We start from the raw sequence: 21,373 nt of genomic DNA on the forward strand, positions 1-21,373 counted from the left end.
ATACCATGTTTCGTGAATCGAAAGAAAAAGAGGCTTGCACACCCCTGCCGTTTTTGCGGCTGTTTTGGGGTGTGCAGCTAGGGAAGGTCATCGGCTTGTTCCTCGCCGCGCCAACACCCGCTCAAGCCCCACGGCCACGCCGTCTTCCTCATGGGAGAGGGTGACGAAATCACTATTCGCTTTCAATTCGGGGGCGGCGTTGGCCATGGCGACGCGGCAGCCCGCCACCCCAAACATCGACAAATCGTTATGGCTGTCGCCAAAGACGACCGTATCGCGCATATCGATGCCGTAATGGGCGGCGAGTTGCTTGAGCGCCTCCCCTTTCGTCGCCCGTTCGTTGTTCATCTCAATGTTGTGCGGATGTGACGAGGTGACCGTGACGCCGGGGAGCAGGGCGAAACGGGACGCCGCATCAAGAAGCCGCTTGCGGTCAAGGGCGAAAATCAGCAGCTTATACATCACCCGCTCCGGGTCGTCCCACACGGTGCGGATGTCGTCGACGTACGTCACCCGCGCCTGCTGGAACTGTTTGTTCACAAGCCATTTCACCTCTGGCGCCGCCTCGGCCATCTCCGAAGCGAGCGCTTCCCACTGAGCGCGGTTATGCAAGCCGACATAGACCGCATCGCCCGTGTACGTCTCACAATACAAGTCCGCCTGTTCGCGCACCCACTCAAGCACTGGGCGGACCGTCGCCCGCTCAAGCGGCGCCTCGCTGATGACAGTGCCGTCTTCGAGCGTGACGATCGCCCCGTTTAAGCTGGCGATCGGGCAGACGAGCCCCACCTCGCGAAGCGGGGCGAGTGCATCTTTGCGCGCCCGGCCGGTGACGATGGCGACGATATGGCCTTGCGCTTGTGCGGCTGCGATCGCTTTTCGGTTTGGTTCGCTGATTTTCCCCTCCCCGTTCAATAGCGTTCCATCCATATCTAAGGCAATAAGCATCGATCCATCCCTCTCTTTCGCTGTTCTCCACACCGCGGCCCGTAAACCAAGGGCTCGCTTTCCACTAGAAGGCTGGTGAAAAACCGCTGTCACACCCCAATCATCGCATTTTCATTCAGAAAAGAAGGCTGTTTCTACGAGGTTTCTCTAATTGAGAAATAGGTGGAAGCAGTAGTATTTTGCACGAAATCACCGGCCTCCTAGAGCCGTCCTCATAGGCGCTCCCCTATTATACCAAAGTGATGGCAAAAACGTGAAATCTGCCCGCTTTTCATAGTATAATAGATGAAAAAAATTCTCAATGAAAGCGAAGGGATGCCCATGTGGATCGTTTACGCCTTGTTGGCGGCGGTGTTTGCGGCGTTGACATCGGTGCTGGCGAAAATTGGGATTGAAAACGTCAATTCTCACTTGGCGACCGCCATTCGCACCGCGGTCGTGCTTGTGCTCGCGTGGGCCATCGTGTGGTTGACCGGCGCCCACCATGGCATCAAATCGATCTCTCCCAAGAGCTGGTGGTTTTTATGTTTGTCCGGGGCGGCGACCGGATTGTCGTGGCTTTGTTTTTACAAAGCGATCCAAATCGGTGATGTGTCCCGCGTCTCGGCCATTGACAAATCGAGCTTGGTGCTGACGATTTTGTTTGCGGCGATGTTTCTCGGCGAACCGCTCTCCGCAAAGGTCGTGATCGGGGTGCTGCTCATCACCGCGGGGACGTTGCTGATGATGTTGTAGCCCGTCCGTCTCGCGGGCGCCTTGTCTTCCCTCCCGGCTGCCAGCCGGCCATCATGGGAACGATGCGCCCTAGCCCTCCTCTCCACCCCCTGCCAAGCTCCGCGAACGAGCCCGCCGTTTAACGGAGAAACGCCTCATTCTCGCTTGGTGCCACAATTTTTTTACTTTTTTATAGACAGGACGAAGGAAAAGATGATATGATGGTCTTCACTATGATGAAAAGCCACTCGGCATTTGATCACCTTCATTCTAATGAATGGTCGCGGCGATGAACCCGCGCTTGCATGATCGCGCGGCACATCGAGCGAAGAGTGATGTGGAAGGAGATTTTTGAATGAATGATTTTCACCCGTTCGGCTGGTATGCGGCGAAAATTTCCCCGCATTTGCCGAAAAAAGCGTTTCAGCCTGTGCGATCCCGTCTGTTGGGAGGTTTGGCTTATTTGCTGGTAGTCACTGGCGGCATCCTCGCTGTGTCCCTTTTCGACTTCCATCCTGTATGGAACCTCCTCATTTCCATTGTGCTCGGTTTCAGTTTTGCGGCGCTAGGATTTTTAGGCCATGAAATTTTGCACGGCACGGTCGTCAAAACGCCGTGGCTGCGCGATCTTCTCGGGGCGCTCGCCTTTTGGCCGCTCTGCACCGGGCCGAAGCTATGGCGAAAATGGCATAACGCCACCCACCATGTGCATACCCAACATGAAGAAAAAGACCCTGACGCCTGGCCAAGCATGGAACAATTGGCGAAAAGCCGCCTGCTTCGCTGGGTTTACCGCATTCCGTTCCCAGTTCGCGCTAGTTTCGCGTTTGCCTCCTTGTCGGTGATGTTTACCGTCCACTCGATTCGGATGCTCGTTTTGTTTTGGCAAGACTTCCGCTGGAAAAATCGCATCGTTGTCCTATGTCAATTTCTCTTGCCGTGGACGACGTGGATCGGGTTGTTATGGCTTGTCGGCTGGGAAAAGTGGCTATTCGCCTTTTTGCTTCCACTGCTTGTCGCCAACATGATCGTCATGGGCTACATTTCGACCAACCACCGCCTCAATCCGTTGGTGCCGGTCAACGACCCGTTGGCGAACAGCTTGTCGGTCACCGTGCCGAAGTGGGTGGATGTTCTCCACTTCCATTTCTCGTATCATACCGAACATCATCTTTTTCCGGCGATGAGCTCAAAATACTACCCGCTCGTGAAAGAGCAGATCAAACAGATGTGGCCGGACCGCTACCACGAGATGCCGATGACTAAAGCGCTGGCCGCGCTTTGGAAAACGCCGCGCGTCTACTACGAGCACAATGAGCTCATCGAACCGAAGCAAGGTCATGTGTACGGCACGCTTGGCAACGGACTCGATCCCGATGAGATCGCGCCCCGCAGGCGGGAAGAAGACGCCGAAGCATCGCCGGCAACGCGGAAGGCAAAATGGAAAAACGCGTCCGGAGCGGGCAAGGCATAAAAACCGCTCACCAAACGATGTGCCATTCCCGGAATCATCAGCGCCCGATGCCGCTGCACCCGCCGCCGGGGAAAGCGCTGGCGGGCGCAAGCCGATCTGCAACCGGGCGAAACGACCGCGACATGCGGCCAAGAAGGCTGATGAAAAACCGCTGATTCCCTTCCTCAATGGGAGAACACATGAAAAGCAGGACCGACGCAACAAGGGGTTTCTAATTGAGAAATCACATTGCAAAACTGTATCCAAGATTAAATCAACAACTTCCGAGACACGTTTTCTTGGTGGAGCGGATACAGATAGGCAGTGAAAAAGAGGGGGCTCACCGCTTGTAGGCCCCCTCTTTCCTTTCTCCTACTTGCCGATAAGGTTGGTGGCCTTGATCGATGATGGAACGCGTGAACATAGAGGCTGACGCAACAAGTTTTTTCTACTCAAGAAACGGTTGCGCAAGTGAATCACCAGCCTCCTAGATGAAAAGGGTGTCCCGCATCGTTTGAGACACCCTTTTCCCCCTCTCTTACTCTTTCATCCTCATTGGCGCAGCGAGCCGATCGTTGGACATCAACAGCACACAAACGATCGTCAGCGCCGCGGGGAGGAGCGCCCATAAAAACGTATCGGCAATCGACGAGGCGAGCGCTTCGGTCAAACGGTCGAGCACAGGGGCCGGGATGTGCGCCCGCGCTTCCGGCGACAACATCGCGCGCGGATCGTGCATATTCGCTCCATGGGCCCCTTGCGCCATGCCGCGAAACTGCTCGGCCAATTGATCGGTGAACAAGTTGCGCTGAATGATGCCAAACACGGTAATGCCGACCGTCATGCCGAGCGACCGGACAAACGAGTTCGTTGAGCTGGCCGCTCCCCGTTCCGCTTCAGAAAAATGGTGGATCGCCGCCATGCCGAGCACCGAAAACGATGCTCCAACCCCTAACCCAACAATCATCATGTACAACGTCACCGTAAGCCGCGTGGTATGCTCATCAATCGTGCCAAGCAGCCCGATCCCAGCCGTAAACAGCAACATAAACCCGAACATCACGTTGCGGTAGCTCGTTTTCCCGGCCAAAAAGCCGCCGAGCTGGGCTGATACCGTCGTCGAAAGCATCATCGGCAACAAAATCAATCCGGAATTCGTCGCCGAACCGCCCGTCACCCCTTGGATAAAAATCGGGATGTACACGGTGGCGACAACAAACGTCGCGCCGGAGAAAAAGGCGACCAACGTCGTTGACGCAAACAGGCGCTCGCGAAACATATGGTAAGAGACGATTGGCTCTTGCGCTTTCGTTTCTACATACAAAAACACGAGAAAGAGCAAGGCAAACGCCGAAAACAACCCGATGATCACGGCCGAGTCCCACGCGTACTTCTGGCCGCCAAGCTCCAGCGCAAACATCAGGCAGACGATCGCCGGAACAAGCGTCATCACGCCAAGCCAGTCAATGCTTTGCTTCGCATGCTTCGGCGACTCGCGGTAGTAGATCCAAAGCAAGAAAAACGCGACAATCCCAAGCGGAATGTTAATGTAAAACACCCAGCGCCAGTTGAGATAATCGGTGATATACGCGCCAAGCAGCGGGCCAAAGATGCTTGACAAGCCAAACACCGCACCAAACAGCCCGCCCATCTTCCCGCGCTTCTCCGGCGGGAAAATGTCAAACATAATCGTAAACGCGATCGGCACGAGCGCCCCGCCACCGATGCCTTGAATGGCGCGGAAAATGCTGAGCTGCACGATCGTTTGCGCCATGCCGCACAACACCGACCCAATTAAAAACACGATGATGCCAAATAAGAAAAATCGCTTCCGTCCGTACATGTCGGACAATTTCCCAAAAATCGGCATCCCCGCCATCTCGGCCACCATATACGCCGACGTCACCCAAACAAACTGCTTGAGCCCGCCCAAATCGGCGACAATCGTCGCCATCGCTGTGGCCACAATCGTATTGTCCATCGAGGCGACAAAAATGCCGAGCAACAGCGCGATCACGACCAATCCCGTTTTCGTTTCCTTATTCTTCATCCGTTCCCTCTCCCTCTACCTCTGTCTTTTTTCTTTCACCATGGCATGTTCGTCTTGGGCAAACGCCTCCCGATATTCAACAAGCCCGATCTCACAGCCGGGGCCGATCGTCACCCGCTCTCCCCGGACGATCGCGGCTTTCGTATATTCCAAATAAATCTCATCGCCTTCAATCGTGTCCGCCTCCAACGTGGCGGATAAGGAAGAAAAACGCGTCAGCCAGTGAATGGCGTTCCACGTTTTGTTTCGCTTGACGGAAATCGTCCGGCCGCCAATTTCCTTGACCGAACTGTCGGCAAAATAGAGCGACAATTCCACCTGTTCGGCATTCAGCGTCTGTCCCACTCGCACGACGCCGGTCAACGCGACCTTTTCCGCCTCGCAGCTTCCCGACACCGACAGCTCGCCATAGCCGCGAATCGCATGCGCTTCCACGTTCCCCTCCACCTGCACCATCCCGCGCAGCTGAAGATGCTGCAGATGGGCATGGCCGCGAATGTCTGCTTCCCCGAACACATCCATTTTCTCCATACGCACAGGACCGTCGATGTTCGCTTGGCCAAACAGGCGAAGCTGGCGGGCGGTGAGCGCTCCTTTCATGTCTGCCGAGCCAAACACTTTGCAGCGGTCGCATTCGACATCGCCGCGAATCGTCGCATCGCCGCGGACCGTCACGTGATGGAACGTGCCGCCGCCCGAAAACGCCGATCCGTTAATGGTCAAATTTCTCGCCGCCATCGTTCTCACCCTTTCTCTATGGTTCCGATTTTCGCCTCTTCATCGCATTCCAATGCTTCTCGGTACTCGACCCGCTCGATGTGACATCCCGGCCCGATCGTCACGCGGTTGCCGCGCACCGTTTTCGCCGTAGTATGTTCGAGATGAATGACATCCCCTTCGATCACATCGGCGGTCAACTCCGCTGGAAAAAACCATTTTTTGAACAGCGAACCTCCTTGCCTCTTTACCATAATCGTTTCCCCGCCGATCTCCGTAGCGCGGCTCGGACCAAACAGCTTTACTTCGATATAGCCTGCGTTCAACAGCCCGCCAACGGAGAAATGCCCTTCGACCTCCATCCGCTCGGCCGAACAGTCACCGCCAACGTCGAGCTCGCCATGGACACGGATCGTCTCCGCCGTGCATGAGCCTTTCACCAAGCCGTGGCCGCGAACCGTCGCCTCCTGGCATTGCACATGTTCTCCAATTTTCACACTCCCGCTCACTTTCATCCACTCGCACTCCATCCCACCTGTCACATGGCCTTTCCCGGCAATATGAACGTTGTTGGCTTTCACGCTTCCTTCGACGGTCGCATTTCCTTGCACTTGCATCTCCAAGCAATCGAGATCGCCATACAGCTTTCCATTCCCCGATAATTTCACCAAGCTGTACAGCCCGCCGGACGCATGCCCCGTTCCGGCAATGACCAAATCACGCCGCTCCATTTCTCATCCCTCCGAAAGCTTCAGCTTTAACTCTTCAATGCATGCCGGCACATGCAGCCGCGCTGCGAGCTTTGCTCCTTCTTCGATGTACAAGTTGACTGCCCCTTCCGCCAAAAAGCAAGTCGCCACTCCCATTTTACGGAGGACGATCAGCTCGCATGATTTTCCTTGCAGTTTTGGATAATGGCTCTCAAACATCTTCCATATGGTTTTTCCCTCTTCCATGCTGATCTCGCCGGAAAGAAGCAGCCGATCAACAAGATAAAGAGAAAGAAGCTGCACAAACGAAACGTCGTTTCGATCGCTCAACTGGTTGTTCAATAATTGCAGCACGACATCCGAAACAATGTGACGTTTTACGATTTCTTCTTTCGTCATGACGACCGTCGCCGGATCAGGGGCAAACATCGCCGCCAACTCATCGAGAGACCGCTCATCCTTCAGCTCCTTGATTTTCTCAATGCGAGCCAAGATTTTTTCTCTCGGAAAAAACGTCTCCTGCCCAGTGAATGTCGATTTGCGAATAAACCATTCTTCCGGAATCAGCTTTTTCCGCTTCCAGCGATACAGCTGACCGTATGAAATGCCGGTCAGCTCAAGCAGTTCTTTTTTCGAAATCAATTCCTGTTCCATGAGCAGCTCACCTCCCTCACAACCATAAATGTAACATAACATTGTTACGTTGTAAATAAAAAAAGATCATCCTTTCCAAAAAACATTGTCGCCTCACCTGACAATCAAGACAAGAAAATTGGACGGGACACCCTTTCTTTTTCATGTTTACGTATAGGACATTATGCCTGAGTCTTCCCCTTTCCACTCCCACATGTATCCCCTCACGGTCTAGCCCATTTCCCGATTTCCAAAATCACACATGGCATTCGCATAAGCACTTTGTTGTACGTTTCATATGATTAAACACACCGTTATCCATCGTTGAAAGAGAGGTGCAAGATGGATGATCACCATCAGCCTTTGCATGATTGTCAAAAATGAAGAAAGCGTGCTTGCCCGCTGTTTAGATAGCGTTCGACATTTAGTGGACGAGATCATTATTGTGGATACAGGATCCACTGATCGCACTAAAGAAATCGCTCAAGGCTACGGAGCGCGAATCATCGATTTTCCTTGGAATGATGATTTTTCCGCCGCCAGAAACTTCGCGTTTTCTCATGCTACAATGGATTATATTTTTTGGTTGGATGCTGACGACGTGCTATTGAGCGAAGACCAAGAAAAATTTCTTTCATTGAAATGCACACTTCCATCTGATATCGATTCTGTAACTATGATCTACAGCCTAGCCAGAGATGAACGCGGGACAACCATCTCCAGCGTTCGGCGCAACCGTCTAGTCAAGCGTTCCAATCATTTCAGATGGCATGGCATGGTTCATGAATACTTAGAAGTATGGGGAAAGATTCTTAACAGTGACATCACGGTGCTTCATCAACCAATTCATAATCATTCCGATCGAAATTTAAAAATTTACGAAAAACAACTAGCACAGGGAAAGGAACTATCACCAAGGGATTTGTTTTACTTCGCCAATGAGCTATTCGACCAACAACAATATGAGCGAGCTATCTCATATTATGAACAATTTTTGCAAACAAAAAAAGGATGGGTGGAAGATTGCATCGCAGCCTGTGGAAGACTAGCGGATTGTTTTTATGCACTTGGAGATGAAAAACAAGCGCTACGATATGTGTACCAATCTTTTGAATACGACACCCCCCGCGCTGAGTGTTGCTGCCGATTAGGTTACTATTTTCTCAAGAAGAAAAAATATCGCCTTGCAGTGTTCTGGTATAATTTAGCAACTCAACTGACGATACCCTCCGACAGCTGGGGATTCATTCATCACGCTTGCTGGACTTGGCTTCCCCACTTGCAACTCTGTGTATGCTACTTCTATTTAGGTGAATATGAACTGGCATACAAACATAATGAAAAAGCCAAGGAATATGTTCCCGATCATCCAGACGTGCTGCACAATCAATGCTTGTTAGAGTCTATCCTTTCTATCCATAGTACGTTCCCTCAAACGGATCAATAACACTTTAATGATAAGGAGGTTTTGTTATTTGTCTAACCGCCATCCTATTCGGATAAAATGTCTTTCCCCTTTATGCTGTATCCAGACGCCAATCATAAAATTATATGGACCCACAGGACCCACAGGACCCACGGGACCCACAGGGCCTGCTGGACCCACAGGACCCACGGGACCTGCTGGACCCACAGGACCCACGGGACCTGCTGGACCCACGGGGCCCACGGGACCTGCTGGACCCACGGGGCCCACGGGACCTGCTGGACCCACAGGACCCACGGGACCTGCTGGACCCACGGGGCCCACGGGACCTGCTGGACCCACAGGACCCACAGGACCTGCTGGACCCACGGGACCCACAGGACCTGCTGGACCCACGGGGCCCACGGGACCTGCTGGACCCACAGGACCCACAGGACCTGCTGGACCCACGGGACCCACAGGACCTGCTGGACCCACGGGACCCACGGGACCCACAGGGCCTGCTGGTGCTGGCGCCATCATCCCATTTGCATCTGGAAACACTGTGGTCTTGACTGCTACCGTAGCAGGTTTAGCCGATACAGCGAGCTTAATTGGCTTCGGGAGTGCAACTTCCAACATCAGTTTAATTGGAGGAACTATAAACCTCGGCGGCACATCCAACATCGCTTTTACTGTTCCACGCTCTGGAATCATTACCGCTGTAGCAGCTAACTTTTCGGCTACCACAGGCACAGCACTTTTAGGAACAGCTACAATTCGCGCTCAACTTTATATCGCTACTTCCCCATCTAGCAACGTATTTTCTCCCCTTCCCAGCACGTTCGTCACCTTGGCTCCAATCATTACATTCCCAATCTCCGCACCGCAAAATGCCGCAGGAATTGTCACAGGATTAAACATCCCTGTTAATACGGGAGATCGATTACTCATGGTATTTTTCACCACCACTTCCGGGCTTTCTATCGCCGCTTCTGTCACTGGATACGCTGGAGCAGGGGTAGCCATTAATTAGATTTCATGTGCCGCTGGCCACATCTTTACTCGTCGTCCTGCAGCAAGACAGAGAAAATAGTTTGCCGCTCACTTCACCAGAATGATCTTACCCGTTGTTCGCCGACCCAATCATCCAAACTTCCATTGGCTTCACACCATTTGCGCTATTTTTGATGACAACCCATAATTACGTTCAAATCATTGTGGCCAAGTTTCTGTGCCCCGGCCACCTACGCTTCGCTTAGTGGCGGGGGCTTCAAGCGACTTGTGCATATCGGTCGAACGGTAAGCCCGCACACCAGAACACGTTCCGCTTCCCTTCGTTCCAAAGACATCCGTTCTACCCATAGATGATCCTATTCATTGATGAAAGCCTACCAACATCCATCTCCCGCCTCCTCATTGGGTGCATCCTTCACGTTTTCTTGAGGCGGGATACTTCTTTTGGAAATGAAGTGAAATTTATGTTTTTGACACCCAAGGAAAGCAAAGGAGTTTGCCCATCATGGACGTTCGAATTCGGGCCATTTATGAAAGTTCTTATTTGAATATAATAAGCACCCTGTTCAAGGATCTTGACATTCCACAGTTGATTGATCATCTGGTTCCCGTGAATCCACAATGCCCAACTCGAGCCAGCGACGTTGTCGGTCTAATCACTTGGATATCTTGAGCGGCCGCTATGAAAGGGCTTGGGATACCGGAAACTGACCCGCCCGCCCGATCAGGCGATCTTTCAGTTGTTCCGGTATGTGAAAGTCGTCCTACTGGAGCTGCCGGATGGGCACATCCAACGCGCGTTAGGGAAAGCGCTCACCCCTGATCAGCGAAGGACCCTGCAGGGATTGGGCATGGACGAGAGCATTGACGTGTAACGTCATACGGAACGACTAGCGATGGTAAAAAAGGATTGCCATCGCTAGTCGTGTTGGTCGAAATGGTATTTTGAAAAACGAAATAAAAAGTTCTTTCTTTCCATTCTGCTAGGGTGTGAAATGTGAGTTGCAATAAACTGTTTTGTATGAAAACAATCTTTTGTTTAAATTCCTCTACGTTCAGACAAAACCCCTGTCGACTACAAAGCAAAATTATTGATGCAGTAGGCAATTTGGGGTATCGCCTACACAGCCCATTATACCTTATTTTGCAGTAAAGCGGTAATCGTGTTTTCCATGTTATACAAATAATGAGGTACTTTCCTTGATAAATCAAGGTTTTCCCCATTTATCCATCAAAATGAGGTTCACTGCAGATTTTTAACATTCAATGAAACAACGTGTATATATCAATTTTTTCATTTCTCCTTCCTCTCAAAATACACATGCAACCGATACTCGCAAATTTCTTTCGTCCAATTGTACAACATTTCTTCATGTTCATGGGCGATGGAAAATTGGAGCGCAAACACATTGTTTACAAAAGAAATCAGTCCCTTTGAGCTGCCGCTCCATTTCGTCATCGGCATGCGGGCGATCAGTTTGCTTACCTTTTCCTCATCGTACTCCCAAAGGCATTTCGTTTCCCCATCGGAAAAATCGATGCGCTTCCGGTATTCTTTTTCTGTTAAATACTGGTGAAAGAACGGTGCCGCTTGTTGCGGAGTGATGGGCTCATGCCAGCCCGAAGGTCCGCGCTCGAGCATGGCTTTTAAGACAACCATTTTATAACTTTTCGACATTACCGTCCGCTCAACCTCAACAAGCCACGGTTCATGCTTGAGAAACACTTCCTTCTCTAAATCTGACAGCTCCCCGGCCCAATAAAGGAAGCCAAAATACGACTTAAACTCTGATTTATATTCCGCTGCTTCACTTCTGCCGTGTAAGTGCAACTCCATGTAGCTCGGACGACGTCCAAGCTCTTGCTTGAGCTGTCTGTAATCGGCCAGCAGCCGTTCTTTGCGCGGTTGGCGTTTTTTCTGCATCTCCTCGAGAAGATGGATGGCTTGGACATCAAGATGCAGTTCGCATGGTTCCGGAACCGTTGGCACAACGGATTCCCTCGCTTTTTTCTTCGTTTCGCCCCGCTGTGCATCAAACAGGCGCAGTTTGATATCAGCATTGCGGTAGTTTCCGATTAAATCAATAATCACGCAGTAGTCCTTGCCCTCATACAGCCGCAAGCCACGCCCGACTTGCTGGGTGAAGACGGTCAACGATTCCGTCGGCCGCACGAACAAAAGGGTATCGACAGAAGGAATATCGACCCCTTCATTGAACAAGTCGACGGTAAAGATAGCGTCCAGTTCACGGTGTTCCAACATGGCAATGGCCTGTTGGCGCGGGATGTCTGTTTGCTTCGAGTGAAGACTGATCGTTCGGTAGCCATGGCGGCGGAAATATTCACACAAGAAATCGGCTTGCCGAATCGATGAACAAAAAACAAGTGTTCTTGTTTTCTTATATTGCTCCCATGCTCGCAAAATGTTTTCCGCCATCTCCTCGCGAAGCTGCGCTTGAAGCAATTCTTTCTCATCATAGCGGCTGCCGAGCCATTTGATTTGCGAATAATCGGTGTCATCGTACACACCATAATAGCGAAACGGCGCAAGCCAACCGCGCTGCACTGCTTCAATAAAGTCTATGCGGTAGGCAACGTTTCCATCGCAAATCGCGTACACATCTTTATTGTCATTCCGATCTGGGGTGGCGGTGATACCAAGCAAAAACTCCGGCCGGAAATAGTGAAGGACGCGCTCATATGAGCGAGCCGCCGCATGGTGGAACTCGTCGACAATAATCAAGTCAAATGAGTCAGGACGAAACGAAAGCAAATGTTTTTTCATGCTCAGCGTAAAGATCGAGGCAAACACCATATCCGCATTTCCGTCTTTTTGATTGCCGTCGTATATACCCGCCGTTCGAGCCGGGATCACACGTTCGAACGATTGTTTTGCCTGACGAAGAATCTCCTCGCGATGGGCGATGAACAGCACTCGCGAAAAACGGCGGGCAAAAAAAGCGGCCAAGTATGTTTTTCCCAACCCGGTCGCCATGACAACCATGGCTTTATCGTATCCTTCTTCATAGGCCGCTTCCAACCGCTCCAATGCCTCAACTTGGGCAAAGCGCGGCTGAATCGTTCCATAGGGCGCCGTCGTTTCATGAACAACATCGGCCTTGTCCGCCGTCTCTCCATCTTGCTTCTTTTCCGTTTCCGACGGAAGCATTAACTCGATTTCCTCTCTCTCAGCCCATGTACGAGATAAGTTGGGATGGCGTTGGTGATTATCTTGATACTGTTTTTCGTAGTCAGCGATCGTTTCGGCGTTGACCGCCACCGTTTCCGGAGCGTAAAACAGCTTTAAAAACTGCTCCATCGCTTCAGCAAATACATCTTCATCAACACTTTTATCCAGCCCCACATTCCACTCGATGCCGTCTGTGAGAGCTGAATGAGATAAATTAGAAGACCCGATGATAAAGTAGCCTTGTTTGCTGTCCTCAAACAGATAAGCCTTCGGATGAAACGAAATCCCATCACTTCTAAACAGGCGCACTTCGATGTCAGGATGAATCGAAATCAGTTCACGCAACGCTTCCGGCTGGGTGACAAACAAATAATCGCCAACACAAATTTTGATGTCTGCACCCCGCTCTGCCGCTACCCGCAAACTGTCCTTCAATAGGCGGGCACCGGATTTCATGGCAAACGACGTCAATATGTATATCGTCGATGAGCGGCCTATTTGTTCCTGCAGCTTGTCAATGAGCCACCGGGAAATCAACTCGACTTTACTCATCATGAACCTCGACTAAAAAAATTTTTTCACGGAAGCCGCCGCGCTCTTCTGCTTTTTTCGTCCGGATTTGTTCCACTTGTTCGATCGAAGCGCCATGACATGCGGCTAAGGCACGAATAATTTCCAACACATCCGCAAGCTCTTCGAGGGCGGCCTCGTCGGTCGCTGACTGAACATACTCCTCAAGCTCTTCAAACGCTTTCTTCTGTAGTTCTTTCCTATATTCTTCCGCGTCGAGTATGCGAGTAGTGAACGTTTTTCCGGCTTGTTCGATAATGGCTGGGATGCGGTCGCGAACGAGCTTATTGTATATCGGCATATCCATTCCTCCATCTACGAGACTATACGATTATTTTACAAAATCTCGCCTTTTTTTCATAGAAAGAACAGGCAGAAGACCCTTGTCCTAAGGACTATTTGTTTCTGGCTAAATCAACTGTGTGTTATAAAATGCTAGGCCAAAAACTTCACATACTCCCACCTCCTCCGTGCCATACTAAAGGAAACTCAACGTGATTGGGGTAAAGTCGACAGTTTCTGTGCGTGGAGGCTTGTATGGAATGGCTCGTTCTTTGGCTGCTCGTGGCAATGGGCATCGGATTGCTTTTGTTTAGTTTCCGCTTGTTGTCGTTGCGGGAAGTGTCGATCTCGTTTTTGCTCAATGCGTATGCGGCGAGTTTTTTTGGCGCGATCGTGGCTGGGGCTGGGCTGCTCGAGTATCCAGTTCGGTTTTTGGCCGCTTATACGGACAATAGTGTCATTTTTGAATATCTTCTCTATCCGGTCGTTAGCGTCTATGTGTATGCGACATCAAGGCGTTCGGGCTGGTTGGGCGTGGCGGCGCAATGTGCGGGGTATGCGGCGGTGTTGACGGGAGTAGAGGTAGTATTTGAGCGGTATACGGATTTGATTGAGTACCGCCACTGGACATGGGGGTACTCTTTCGTCACCATGTTTTTCTTAACGTTCGCCGTCCGGCTGCTTGCGGGACGGGTAATAGGGAAGGCGGAGAAATAGGCATGTCTATTTTTTCGTGAAGGGCTATACATATAAGTATCAGCCTATTGGAAAGGGGACGGGAAATCGTGATGCTGTTTGACGTGAAACATCGGTTGTACTACGAAGCGGTCAATTCAGCGCGCCCGAAAATGGCGCCAATTCGCCAAGACCGGGCGTGGGGGTATGTCTGGAAGACGGTCAATGGGGAGACGGTGAAGTTTTGGATCGATTTCCGCCGCGGGCGGTACATGTACTTTGAATACGGGCGAAAGTGGTATCGGGTCGCGTATTTGCAGGCGAATGAGCGGAAGTCGGAACACGAGGTGCTCGCCGGGGCGATGATCGATTTGACCGTCGACGGACATCAGCTTCTGTTCATGAAAGGGCGCATTCGCCGCCAAGCGGCGCTCGCTGGGTAAGAGCGTAGCCCCATCGCTCCGCCCCTTTTCGGGAGAACGCGAGCGGCTCTAGGAAGGCGTGTCTAGGAGGGGGGATTTCATCCTAGATACAGCCTTGCAACGGCATTTCTCAACTAGAAAAACCCTAATCCATCGGTCCTGCTTTTCACGCATTTCCCCATTGATAAAGGGAACCAGCTGTTTTTTCACCAACCTTCTAGGAGGGGGATTTAACGGGGTATACAGCTTTCCAATGTCATTTCTCAATTAGAAAAACCTTGTTGTATCCGGCCTGCTTTTCAATCATTCTTCCGTTGATGAAGGGAATCAGCGATTTTTCACCACCCTTCTAGGAGGGGGATTGAAGGGGCAAGCCGCTTATCAAGCTCATTTCGCAAATAGAAAAGCCTTGTCGCATTAGGATCGCCTTTCAAACGCTCCCCCATTGCTCAAAAGAAACAGCCGTTCTTCACCGGCCTTCTAGGAGGGTGGGGAAACCGCTGTCACACACGAATCGGCGGCATTTTCATTCAAAAAAGATCCATGGGCAGCGCGGCCTGCCCTCCACACGGGGATGAAAATCTCACGCCAGTTCGGCATTTTCATTCAGAAAAGAAAGCTCGCTCTGCAAGGTTTCTCTAATTGAGAAACAGATAAAATCGGTAGTATTTTGCACTAAATGACCGACCTTCTAGCGCAAAAAACGATCGGCGGCAAAGAGCCCTGTTCCTTGCCGCCTTCTGTTTATGCCCACCACATCTCGGGCAGTTCTTCTTTGAACAGCACGTGTTTGAGGAGCGCCACTGCTTTGGACAGCCCTTCGTCGATCGAGGCGAGCATGTCTTCGTGTTCAATGGAGAGCACATAGTCATAGCCGACGGCGCGCAAGGCGCTGACGATGTCGCGCCACCGTTTTTCGCTTTGCCCGTAGCCGACAGTGCGGAACACCCACGAGCGGTCGAGAATTTGGCTGTAATGCTTCGTATCCAGCACGCCGTTTTTGCGGATGTTCGCTTCGTCCAAGTACGTATCTTTCGCATGGACGTGGAAAATCGCTTTTTCGCGGCCGAGCAGTTTGATCGCTTCAACCGGGTCGATGCCTTGCCAAAGCAGGTGGCTCGGATCGAAGTTGGCGCCGATCGCTTCGCCGACGTGCTCGCGCAGTTTGAGGAGCGTTTCCGGGTTGTAGACGACAAAGCCCGGATGCATTTCAAAGGCGATTTGCGTGATGCCGTGCTCCTTGGCGAACGCCGCTTCTTCGCGCCAGTACGGGATGACGACTTCGTCCCATTGCCACTTTAAAATTTCCAGATAATCCGGCGGCCAGGAGCACGTGACCCAGTTCGGATATTTGGCACCGGGATGGTCGCCCGGGCAGCCGGAGAAGGCGTTGATGACCGGGACTTCGAGCTGCTCGGCGAGCCTGACCGTTTTCCGCCACGTGTCATGCGATTGTTTCGCAAACGCTTTGTCCGGATGGAGCGGGTTGCCGTGGCAGCTGAGCGCGCTGATGATAAGTCCGCGGTCGTGAACCGCTTTTTTCAACGCCTTGATTTTGTCCGGCTGATCTAACAGGGCGTCCGGATCGCAATGGGCGCTGCCCGGGTAATTGCCGGTGCCAAGCTCGACGGCTTCAATGCCCATCGCGGCCACTTTGTCGAGCATGTCTTCAAACGGCAACTGTTGGTACAAGACGGTAAATACGCCTACTTTCATTTGTTTTTCTCCCCCTTCTTGCCGTGTAGGGCCGGTCAGTCGGCGGCCGGCCCCAACGTTTCATTTCGTTTTGGCGCGCCGTTCGCGCCCGTGCTGGCGGCGTCCAAACCAACGCTGTTTATTCCGCCACCCGCACCCATTGTTTCGTCCGGTGGCTTTCCAAAATGGCGTCAACGATCGTCATCGTATGATGGCCGTCGGCGATCGTCGCGAACGGTAGCTCGCCGAGCGCCTCGCCGCGCTGTTTCCGGCTGATGGCGCTGTAAAAGTCCAGGAACAAGTTTTTCAGCCCGTCCGGCCAGCCTTCTTCATGGCCGCCCGGGTAATGGGCGAGCGAGGCGGCGCGCGGCGACAAAAGCGCCGGGTCGCGGACGACTTCTTCGTTCGGGCCGTTGCGGCGCCCGACCCAGAGACGGTTCGGGTGCTCTTGGTCCCAAGCGAGCGTCATGGCATCGGCGGCGATTTCAAAATAGAGCCGATTTTTCCGGCCGGCGCTCACTTGGGAAATCGTGAATGCGCCGTGGGTGCCGTCGTCAAAATGGACGAGCACGCTGCCGCCGTCCTCCGTATCAATCTGGACCGGTTCAGCGTCTTGAGCGCGCCCGGATGTAAACGTGCTTCCTTCCTGTTTCGGCTTGTAGCGAACCGGATGGACGGTGCGCAAATCGGCGAACACTTCGACGATGCATTTGCCGAGCACGTATTGCACTGTGTCGCACCAGTGCAAGCCGATGTCGGCGATGGCGCGCGACGGGCCGTTTTGCGCCGGGTCGAGCCGCCAGTTGTAGTCGGTGTCATAAAGCAGCCAATCTTGCACATAGCCGCCATAGACGAAATGGACGCGCTTCGCTTCGCGGGCGAGCCGCTCTTTCGCCTCAGCAACAAGCGGATAATGGCGGTAGTTGAAGCAGACAGCGCTCAAACCTAGGCTTTTTTCCGCCAGTTGTTTCAGTTCGGCCGACTGTTCGCTGTCCATGGCGAGCGGCTTTTCCGACAACAAATGTTTCCCCGCCTCGAGCACGGCCTTGTTGATTGGAAAATGCAAGACGTTGCGCGTGCAGTTATGGACCGCTTCCACGTCCGGGTCGTCAATCAGCGCCCGGTAGTCGCCGTATGCTTTCGGAATCCCGAACCGGCGCGCGGCTTCTTCCGCTTTTTCTTGGCTGCTTGAGGCGATGGCGACAATGTTCACCAACGGCAAGCGGCGGAGCGCCTCGATATGGGATGAAGCGGAAAAGCCGGTGCCGATGATGCCGACATTGATCGGTTTCACAGCGTCACTCCCCCTTGTTTCGCTTTGATCGGTTCCAGCGGCTTGACGTTGCCGAAGACGATTTCCCCGCGGTTGACCGGCGCGGCCCAGCGGACGGCGTTGGCGATCACTTTCAGCACGTCCGGGTGATGGTACGTCGGGTACGTTTCATGGCCAGGGCGGAAGTAGAAAATTTTCCCCTTCCCGCGCGTGAACGTGCAGCCGCTGCGGAACACTTCCCCGCCTTCAAACCAGCTGATGAAAATCGTTTCGTCCGGCTCCGGAATATCGAAAAACTCGCCGTACATTTCTTCCTGCTCGAGCTCGATGTACGGCCCGATCCCTTCGACGATCGGGTGGCCCGGGGCGACGACCCAGAGACGTTCTTTTTCATCGGCTTCGCGCCATTTTAAATTGCATGTCGTCCCCATCAGCTTTTTGAAAATTTTCGAGAAATGGCCGGAATGAAGGACAATGAGCCCCATTCCTTCGAGCACGCGGCGGTGGACGCGTTCGACCACTTCATCTTTCACTTCATCATGGGCGATATGCCCCCACCAGATGAGGACGTCGCACCGGTCGAGCACCTCGTCGGTCAAGCCGTGCTCCGGTTCGTCGAGCACAGCGGTCGCCGTGTCAAACCCGGCTTCAGCCAGGTAGCTCGCGATCACGGCATGCATCCCTTCCGGATAAATCGCTTTGACTTGTTCATCTTTTTTTTCATGGCGAAATTCGTTCCAAACGACGACGCGGATCGGTGTGGTCATCCGTTCGCTCCCCCTTGTTTTTTCAGCCTGCCTGTACGCGGCTAGGCGGAGTGTTTTTTGGAATGTTTCTCCATGTTCGCGACTCGTTGGGACGCCAGCGCGATTCATGGAGCGTTTCTCACCATTCGAGGCGGACTTGCCGCCCTTGTTCAGACGATTCGTAAATCGCTTCCAACACTTTGGCGATCGTAAGCCCTTGCTCAGCGGTGCAAAGCGGCGTTGTGTTCTCGGCGATGCTCGTTAAGAAATGGTCAAGTAGCGCCACCCGTTCGCCTTGATCGTCAAAATGGAGCGTGACATCAGCCGGGACGCCGGATTCATTGCGGAACCATTTCACTTCTTGGCGGTTGCCGGCCACATTCCACTCCCAGCGCACGCCGCCTTCCGTGCCGAGAAACTCGACATACGCCCGCTCTTCTTCAATGTGCGACGCCCAGCTCGTCTCAAGGAGCACCGTCGCGTCGTTTTCGAGCTGGATGAACGCGGAAGCAAAATCTTCGACCGTATATGCAGCGTTCGGCACAAACGATGTCCCCGGCCATGCTCCTTGATGGCGCGGGCCGAATTTGGCGTACGTTTTCCCGGTCACGGCAACCGGGTTCGGATTCCCGAGCAGCCAGAGCGTGACATCGAGCATATGGACGCCCAAATCGATGAGCGGGCCGCCCCCGGAGCGCTCACGGTCAAAAAACCATGCCCCCCATGCGGGAATGCCGCGGCGGCGCACCCAGCCTGTTTTCGCGTAATAAATCTCGCCGAACGCGCCGGATTGGATTCGCTCATGAAGCCATTGCGCCGCTTGGCGGAATCGATTGTTGAGCGCTACCATAAACTGTTTTCCCGACTCGTCGCGGGCGCGGATGATGGCGTCCGCCTCTTCCGCTTTCGTCACCATCGGCTTTTCGCAAAGCACGTGTTTTCCGGCCCGCAAGCTGTCGACCGCCACTCGGGCATGCAAAAAGTTCGGCACCGTGATGATGACCGCATCCACATCGGGCGAGGCGAGCAGCTCTTTGTAGTCGCCGTACACGTCGCGAATGCCGTACGTTTTCGCTTTTTCCGCGGCCGCCTGCTCGTTGACGTCGCAAATCGCTTGCAAAACGGCGCGCTCCGGAAGTTTGAGCGCCGCTTGAAGATGTTCTTTGGAAATCCCGCCAGCCCCGATCAATCCGAGGCGGATTGGACGTGCGCGTTCCATATGATTTCCCCCTTGCCTTTCCTTTTATTTCTGATGAAAATGCCGAACTGACCCAAGTTTCATCCCCGGGTGGAGGGCAGAGCGCGCTGCCCATGCATCTTTTCCGACGATCAGCCTCTTTTGTTGCTTATCATCTGAAGCAGCATCGCTTGCGATGTAATCGATTACATCACCAAAAACGAGACAGCCGAGCCCGGCTGTTGTAGGGGAGCGCTTTCACTCCTTCAAGCGCTTCCCCCGCATGAATCGCGAACGACGAGACGGTCAGGCAACACAAACTGGCGGCGGCCGACATCGCCCCCTTCGATCAGCTGAAGCAAAAGTTCCATCGCTTTTTGGCCGATTTCAAACATCGGCTGGGCGATCGTCGTGAGGCTCGGTTCAAAAATCGAGGCCATTTGAATATCGTCAAACCCGACGACAGCGACATCATCCGGAACACGGCCGCCGCGATGGCGAACCGCTTTGATCGCCCCAATGGCCATCTCATCGTTGGCGGCGAAAATCGCCGTCGGCGGCTCTTCGAGAGCGAGCAGCTTCAATGTGACATTATAGCCGGATTCATAAGTGAAATCGCCTTCCTGCACGAGCGCTGGATCGGCATCGATGTCATGCTGCGCCAATGCTTGGTAGTAGCCGCGCAGCCGATCGCGGCTCAAAATGATGTTCATCGGCCCGGACAGGTGGGCGATGCGGCGATGGCCAAGGCGAATCAAATGTTCTGTCGCCTTGCGGGCGCTGCTAATGTTGTCGATCGACACGGTCGGGATGTCCGTCCCTTCCAAATACTCGCACGCGAGGACGATCGGAAACTGCCGCGCCATCTCTTCCATCAGCTCTTTGCGGATGCGGGCGGTCAAAAAAATCATCCCGTCGACTTGCCGCTGCGGCAGCACATTTAAATATTGCTCCTCAAGCCGGGCATCGTTTTGCGTATCGCCAAGCAGCACTTGATAGCCGTGCTCGAGAGCGACCGCTTCGATGCCGCGCAACACTTTCGAGAAAAACGGATTCGTAATATCGGGCACAACGACGAGCACCGTTTCCGTTTCCATGCGACGCAAATACCGGCCGAGCACGTTCGGCTGGTAGTTCAGCTCTTCAATGGCTTCGAGCACGCGCTGCCTCGTCTCTTCGGTGACGTTGCCAGCGTTGCGCAGCACGCGCGACACGGTCGCCGTCGACACGTTCGCCCGTTTCGCTACATCTTTTATGCTTGCCATTCGTTTTGTCCTCTCATCTATGTAATCGATTACATCTCCATCGTATCGAAAAGGCTGGTTGGTTGTCAAGCATTGTTTTTTCCATCTGTCTTAGAACGTTGGTGATTTAGGGCAAAATGTACTTGACAAAAAACGTTTTTTTATGATGTCGATCTATTTCTCAGTTAGAAAAGACCGGCGACATCAGCCTTCTTTTTTTGGCGAAATGCCGCTGAGTTGCTCGTGGCAGCCGTTTTTCACCGGACTTATGAGACAAGCCTTGCTGCATCGATCCTGCTGTTCACTGATTGATTTTCCCATGAATGAAGGGAATCAGCGGTTTTTCATCGCCCGTTTCGACCCGAGTTCGACAGTCACTAGGCAAACAAAATGCCTCTCATCCCTTGATACCAAAGGGACGAGAGGCATTTGGGCATACGTTGGGCGTGTAT

18 protein-coding genes and 1 pseudogene are annotated in these 21,373 nt (G+C 52.9%); 7 read left to right on the top strand and 12 right to left on the bottom strand.

Going from position 1 to position 21,373, the window contains the following annotated elements:
• Positions 1-87 precede the first annotated feature (87 nt).
• Entirely contained in the window at positions 88-948 is an 861-nt protein-coding gene (locus B4113_RS13790) for a Cof-type HAD-IIB family hydrolase (protein ID WP_033843683.1), read from the bottom strand.
• A 321-nt stretch (positions 949-1,269) separates the two neighbouring features.
• Between B4113_RS13790 and B4113_RS13795 the strand changes: the two genes are divergently transcribed.
• Together B4113_RS13795 and B4113_RS13800 are read left to right on the top strand one after the other, a co-directional pair.
• Positions 1,270-1,683 (top strand): EamA family transporter, encoded by a 414-nt coding sequence (locus tag B4113_RS13795; RefSeq protein ID WP_031408908.1) that lies wholly within the window; start codon positions 1,270-1,272, stop codon positions 1,681-1,683.
• Between the two features lie 334 nt (positions 1,684-2,017).
• Positions 2,018-3,136 (top strand): acyl-CoA desaturase, encoded by a 1,119-nt coding sequence (locus B4113_RS13800; RefSeq protein WP_033843682.1) that lies wholly within the window; start codon positions 2,018-2,020, stop codon positions 3,134-3,136.
• A gap of 517 nt (positions 3,137-3,653) precedes the next feature.
• Here the strand turns inward: B4113_RS13800 and B4113_RS13810 are convergent.
• From B4113_RS13810 to B4113_RS13825, 4 genes are read right to left on the bottom strand one after another with little or no spacing between them, the layout of a single operon-like run.
• On the bottom strand, positions 3,654-5,165 hold the full coding sequence (locus B4113_RS13810) for an MDR family MFS transporter (RefSeq protein ID WP_033843680.1): 1,512 nt from the start codon (positions 5,163-5,165) through the stop codon (positions 3,654-3,656).
• 15 nt (positions 5,166-5,180) lie between these two features.
• Positions 5,181-5,903 (bottom strand): polymer-forming cytoskeletal protein, encoded by a 723-nt coding sequence (locus B4113_RS13815; RefSeq protein WP_033843678.1) that lies wholly within the window; start codon positions 5,901-5,903, stop codon positions 5,181-5,183.
• A gap of 5 nt (positions 5,904-5,908) precedes the next feature.
• Positions 5,909-6,613 (bottom strand): polymer-forming cytoskeletal protein, encoded by a 705-nt coding sequence (locus B4113_RS13820; protein WP_033843676.1) that lies wholly within the window; start codon positions 6,611-6,613, stop codon positions 5,909-5,911.
• 3 nt (positions 6,614-6,616) lie between these two features.
• Positions 6,617-7,246, bottom strand: a complete 630-nt coding sequence (locus B4113_RS13825) for a YhbD family protein (protein WP_033843675.1) — start codon at positions 7,244-7,246, stop codon at positions 6,617-6,619.
• A gap of 325 nt (positions 7,247-7,571) precedes the next feature.
• Here B4113_RS13825 and B4113_RS13830 point away from each other — a divergent pair, with 325 nt between their 5' ends.
• From B4113_RS13830 to B4113_RS21015, 3 genes and pseudogenes are all read left to right on the top strand, one after another.
• The gene (locus B4113_RS13830; protein WP_033843673.1) at positions 7,572-8,672 is read left to right on the top strand and encodes a glycosyltransferase; all 1,101 of its coding nucleotides are present in this window, start codon (positions 7,572-7,574) and stop codon (positions 8,670-8,672) included.
• 529 nt (positions 8,673-9,201) lie between these two features.
• A complete protein-coding gene (locus B4113_RS20670) occupies positions 9,202-9,666 on the top strand; it encodes an exosporium glycoprotein BclB-related protein (RefSeq protein ID WP_231559826.1) in 465 nt (154 codons plus the stop codon).
• A gap of 667 nt (positions 9,667-10,333) precedes the next feature.
• Positions 10,334-10,522, top strand: a pseudogene (locus B4113_RS21015) (transposase); the annotation flags it as partial.
• Between the two features lie 419 nt (positions 10,523-10,941).
• Here the strand turns inward: B4113_RS21015 and B4113_RS13850 are convergent.
• Together B4113_RS13850 and B4113_RS13855 are read right to left on the bottom strand one after the other, a co-directional pair.
• Positions 10,942-13,389, bottom strand: coding sequence for a DEAD/DEAH box helicase family protein (locus B4113_RS13850; protein ID WP_033843669.1), 2,448 nt, complete (start codon positions 13,387-13,389; stop codon positions 10,942-10,944).
• A complete protein-coding gene (locus B4113_RS13855; protein WP_033843668.1) occupies positions 13,382-13,708 on the bottom strand; it encodes a nucleoside triphosphate pyrophosphohydrolase in 327 nt (108 codons plus the stop codon). The genes B4113_RS13850 and B4113_RS13855 overlap by 8 nt, the downstream gene beginning before the upstream one ends.
• Positions 13,709-13,944: 236 nt before the next feature.
• On the opposite strand from B4113_RS13855, the gene B4113_RS13860 reads away from it, so the two are divergent.
• Together B4113_RS13860 and B4113_RS13865 are read left to right on the top strand one after the other, a co-directional pair.
• On the top strand, positions 13,945-14,406 hold the full coding sequence (locus B4113_RS13860; RefSeq protein WP_033843667.1) for a CBO0543 family protein: 462 nt from the start codon (positions 13,945-13,947) through the stop codon (positions 14,404-14,406).
• Positions 14,407-14,474: 68 nt separating this feature from the next.
• Entirely contained in the window at positions 14,475-14,807 is a 333-nt protein-coding gene (locus B4113_RS13865; RefSeq protein WP_033843665.1) for a hypothetical protein, read from the top strand.
• Between the two features lie 723 nt (positions 14,808-15,530).
• Here the strand turns inward: B4113_RS13865 and B4113_RS13870 are convergent.
• The 5 genes from B4113_RS13870 to B4113_RS13890 form a co-directional block, all read right to left on the bottom strand.
• Positions 15,531-16,502: a sugar phosphate isomerase/epimerase gene (locus tag B4113_RS13870; protein ID WP_033843663.1), complete on the bottom strand. Its 972-nt coding sequence runs from the start codon at positions 16,500-16,502 to the stop codon at positions 15,531-15,533.
• Positions 16,503-16,620: 118 nt separating this feature from the next.
• Complete coding sequence (locus B4113_RS13875) at positions 16,621-17,775, bottom strand: Gfo/Idh/MocA family protein (RefSeq protein ID WP_033843661.1); 1,155 nt, start codon at positions 17,773-17,775, stop codon at positions 16,621-16,623.
• Positions 17,772-18,521 (bottom strand): ThuA domain-containing protein, encoded by a 750-nt coding sequence (locus B4113_RS13880; protein ID WP_033843659.1) that lies wholly within the window; start codon positions 18,519-18,521, stop codon positions 17,772-17,774. Before B4113_RS13880 ends, B4113_RS13875 begins: the two co-directional genes overlap by 4 nt.
• 118 nt (positions 18,522-18,639) lie before the next feature.
• Complete coding sequence (locus tag B4113_RS13885) at positions 18,640-19,719, bottom strand: Gfo/Idh/MocA family protein (RefSeq protein WP_033843657.1); 1,080 nt, start codon at positions 19,717-19,719, stop codon at positions 18,640-18,642.
• A gap of 224 nt (positions 19,720-19,943) precedes the next feature.
• Complete coding sequence (locus tag B4113_RS13890; RefSeq protein WP_033843656.1) at positions 19,944-20,942, bottom strand: LacI family DNA-binding transcriptional regulator; 999 nt, start codon at positions 20,940-20,942, stop codon at positions 19,944-19,946.
• Between the last annotated feature and the right edge of the window lie 431 nt (positions 20,943-21,373).

The sequence above is a fragment of the Geobacillus sp. B4113_201601 genome (assembly GCF_001587475.1).
Lineage (GTDB): Bacteria > Bacillota > Bacilli > Bacillales > Anoxybacillaceae > Geobacillus > Geobacillus icigianus.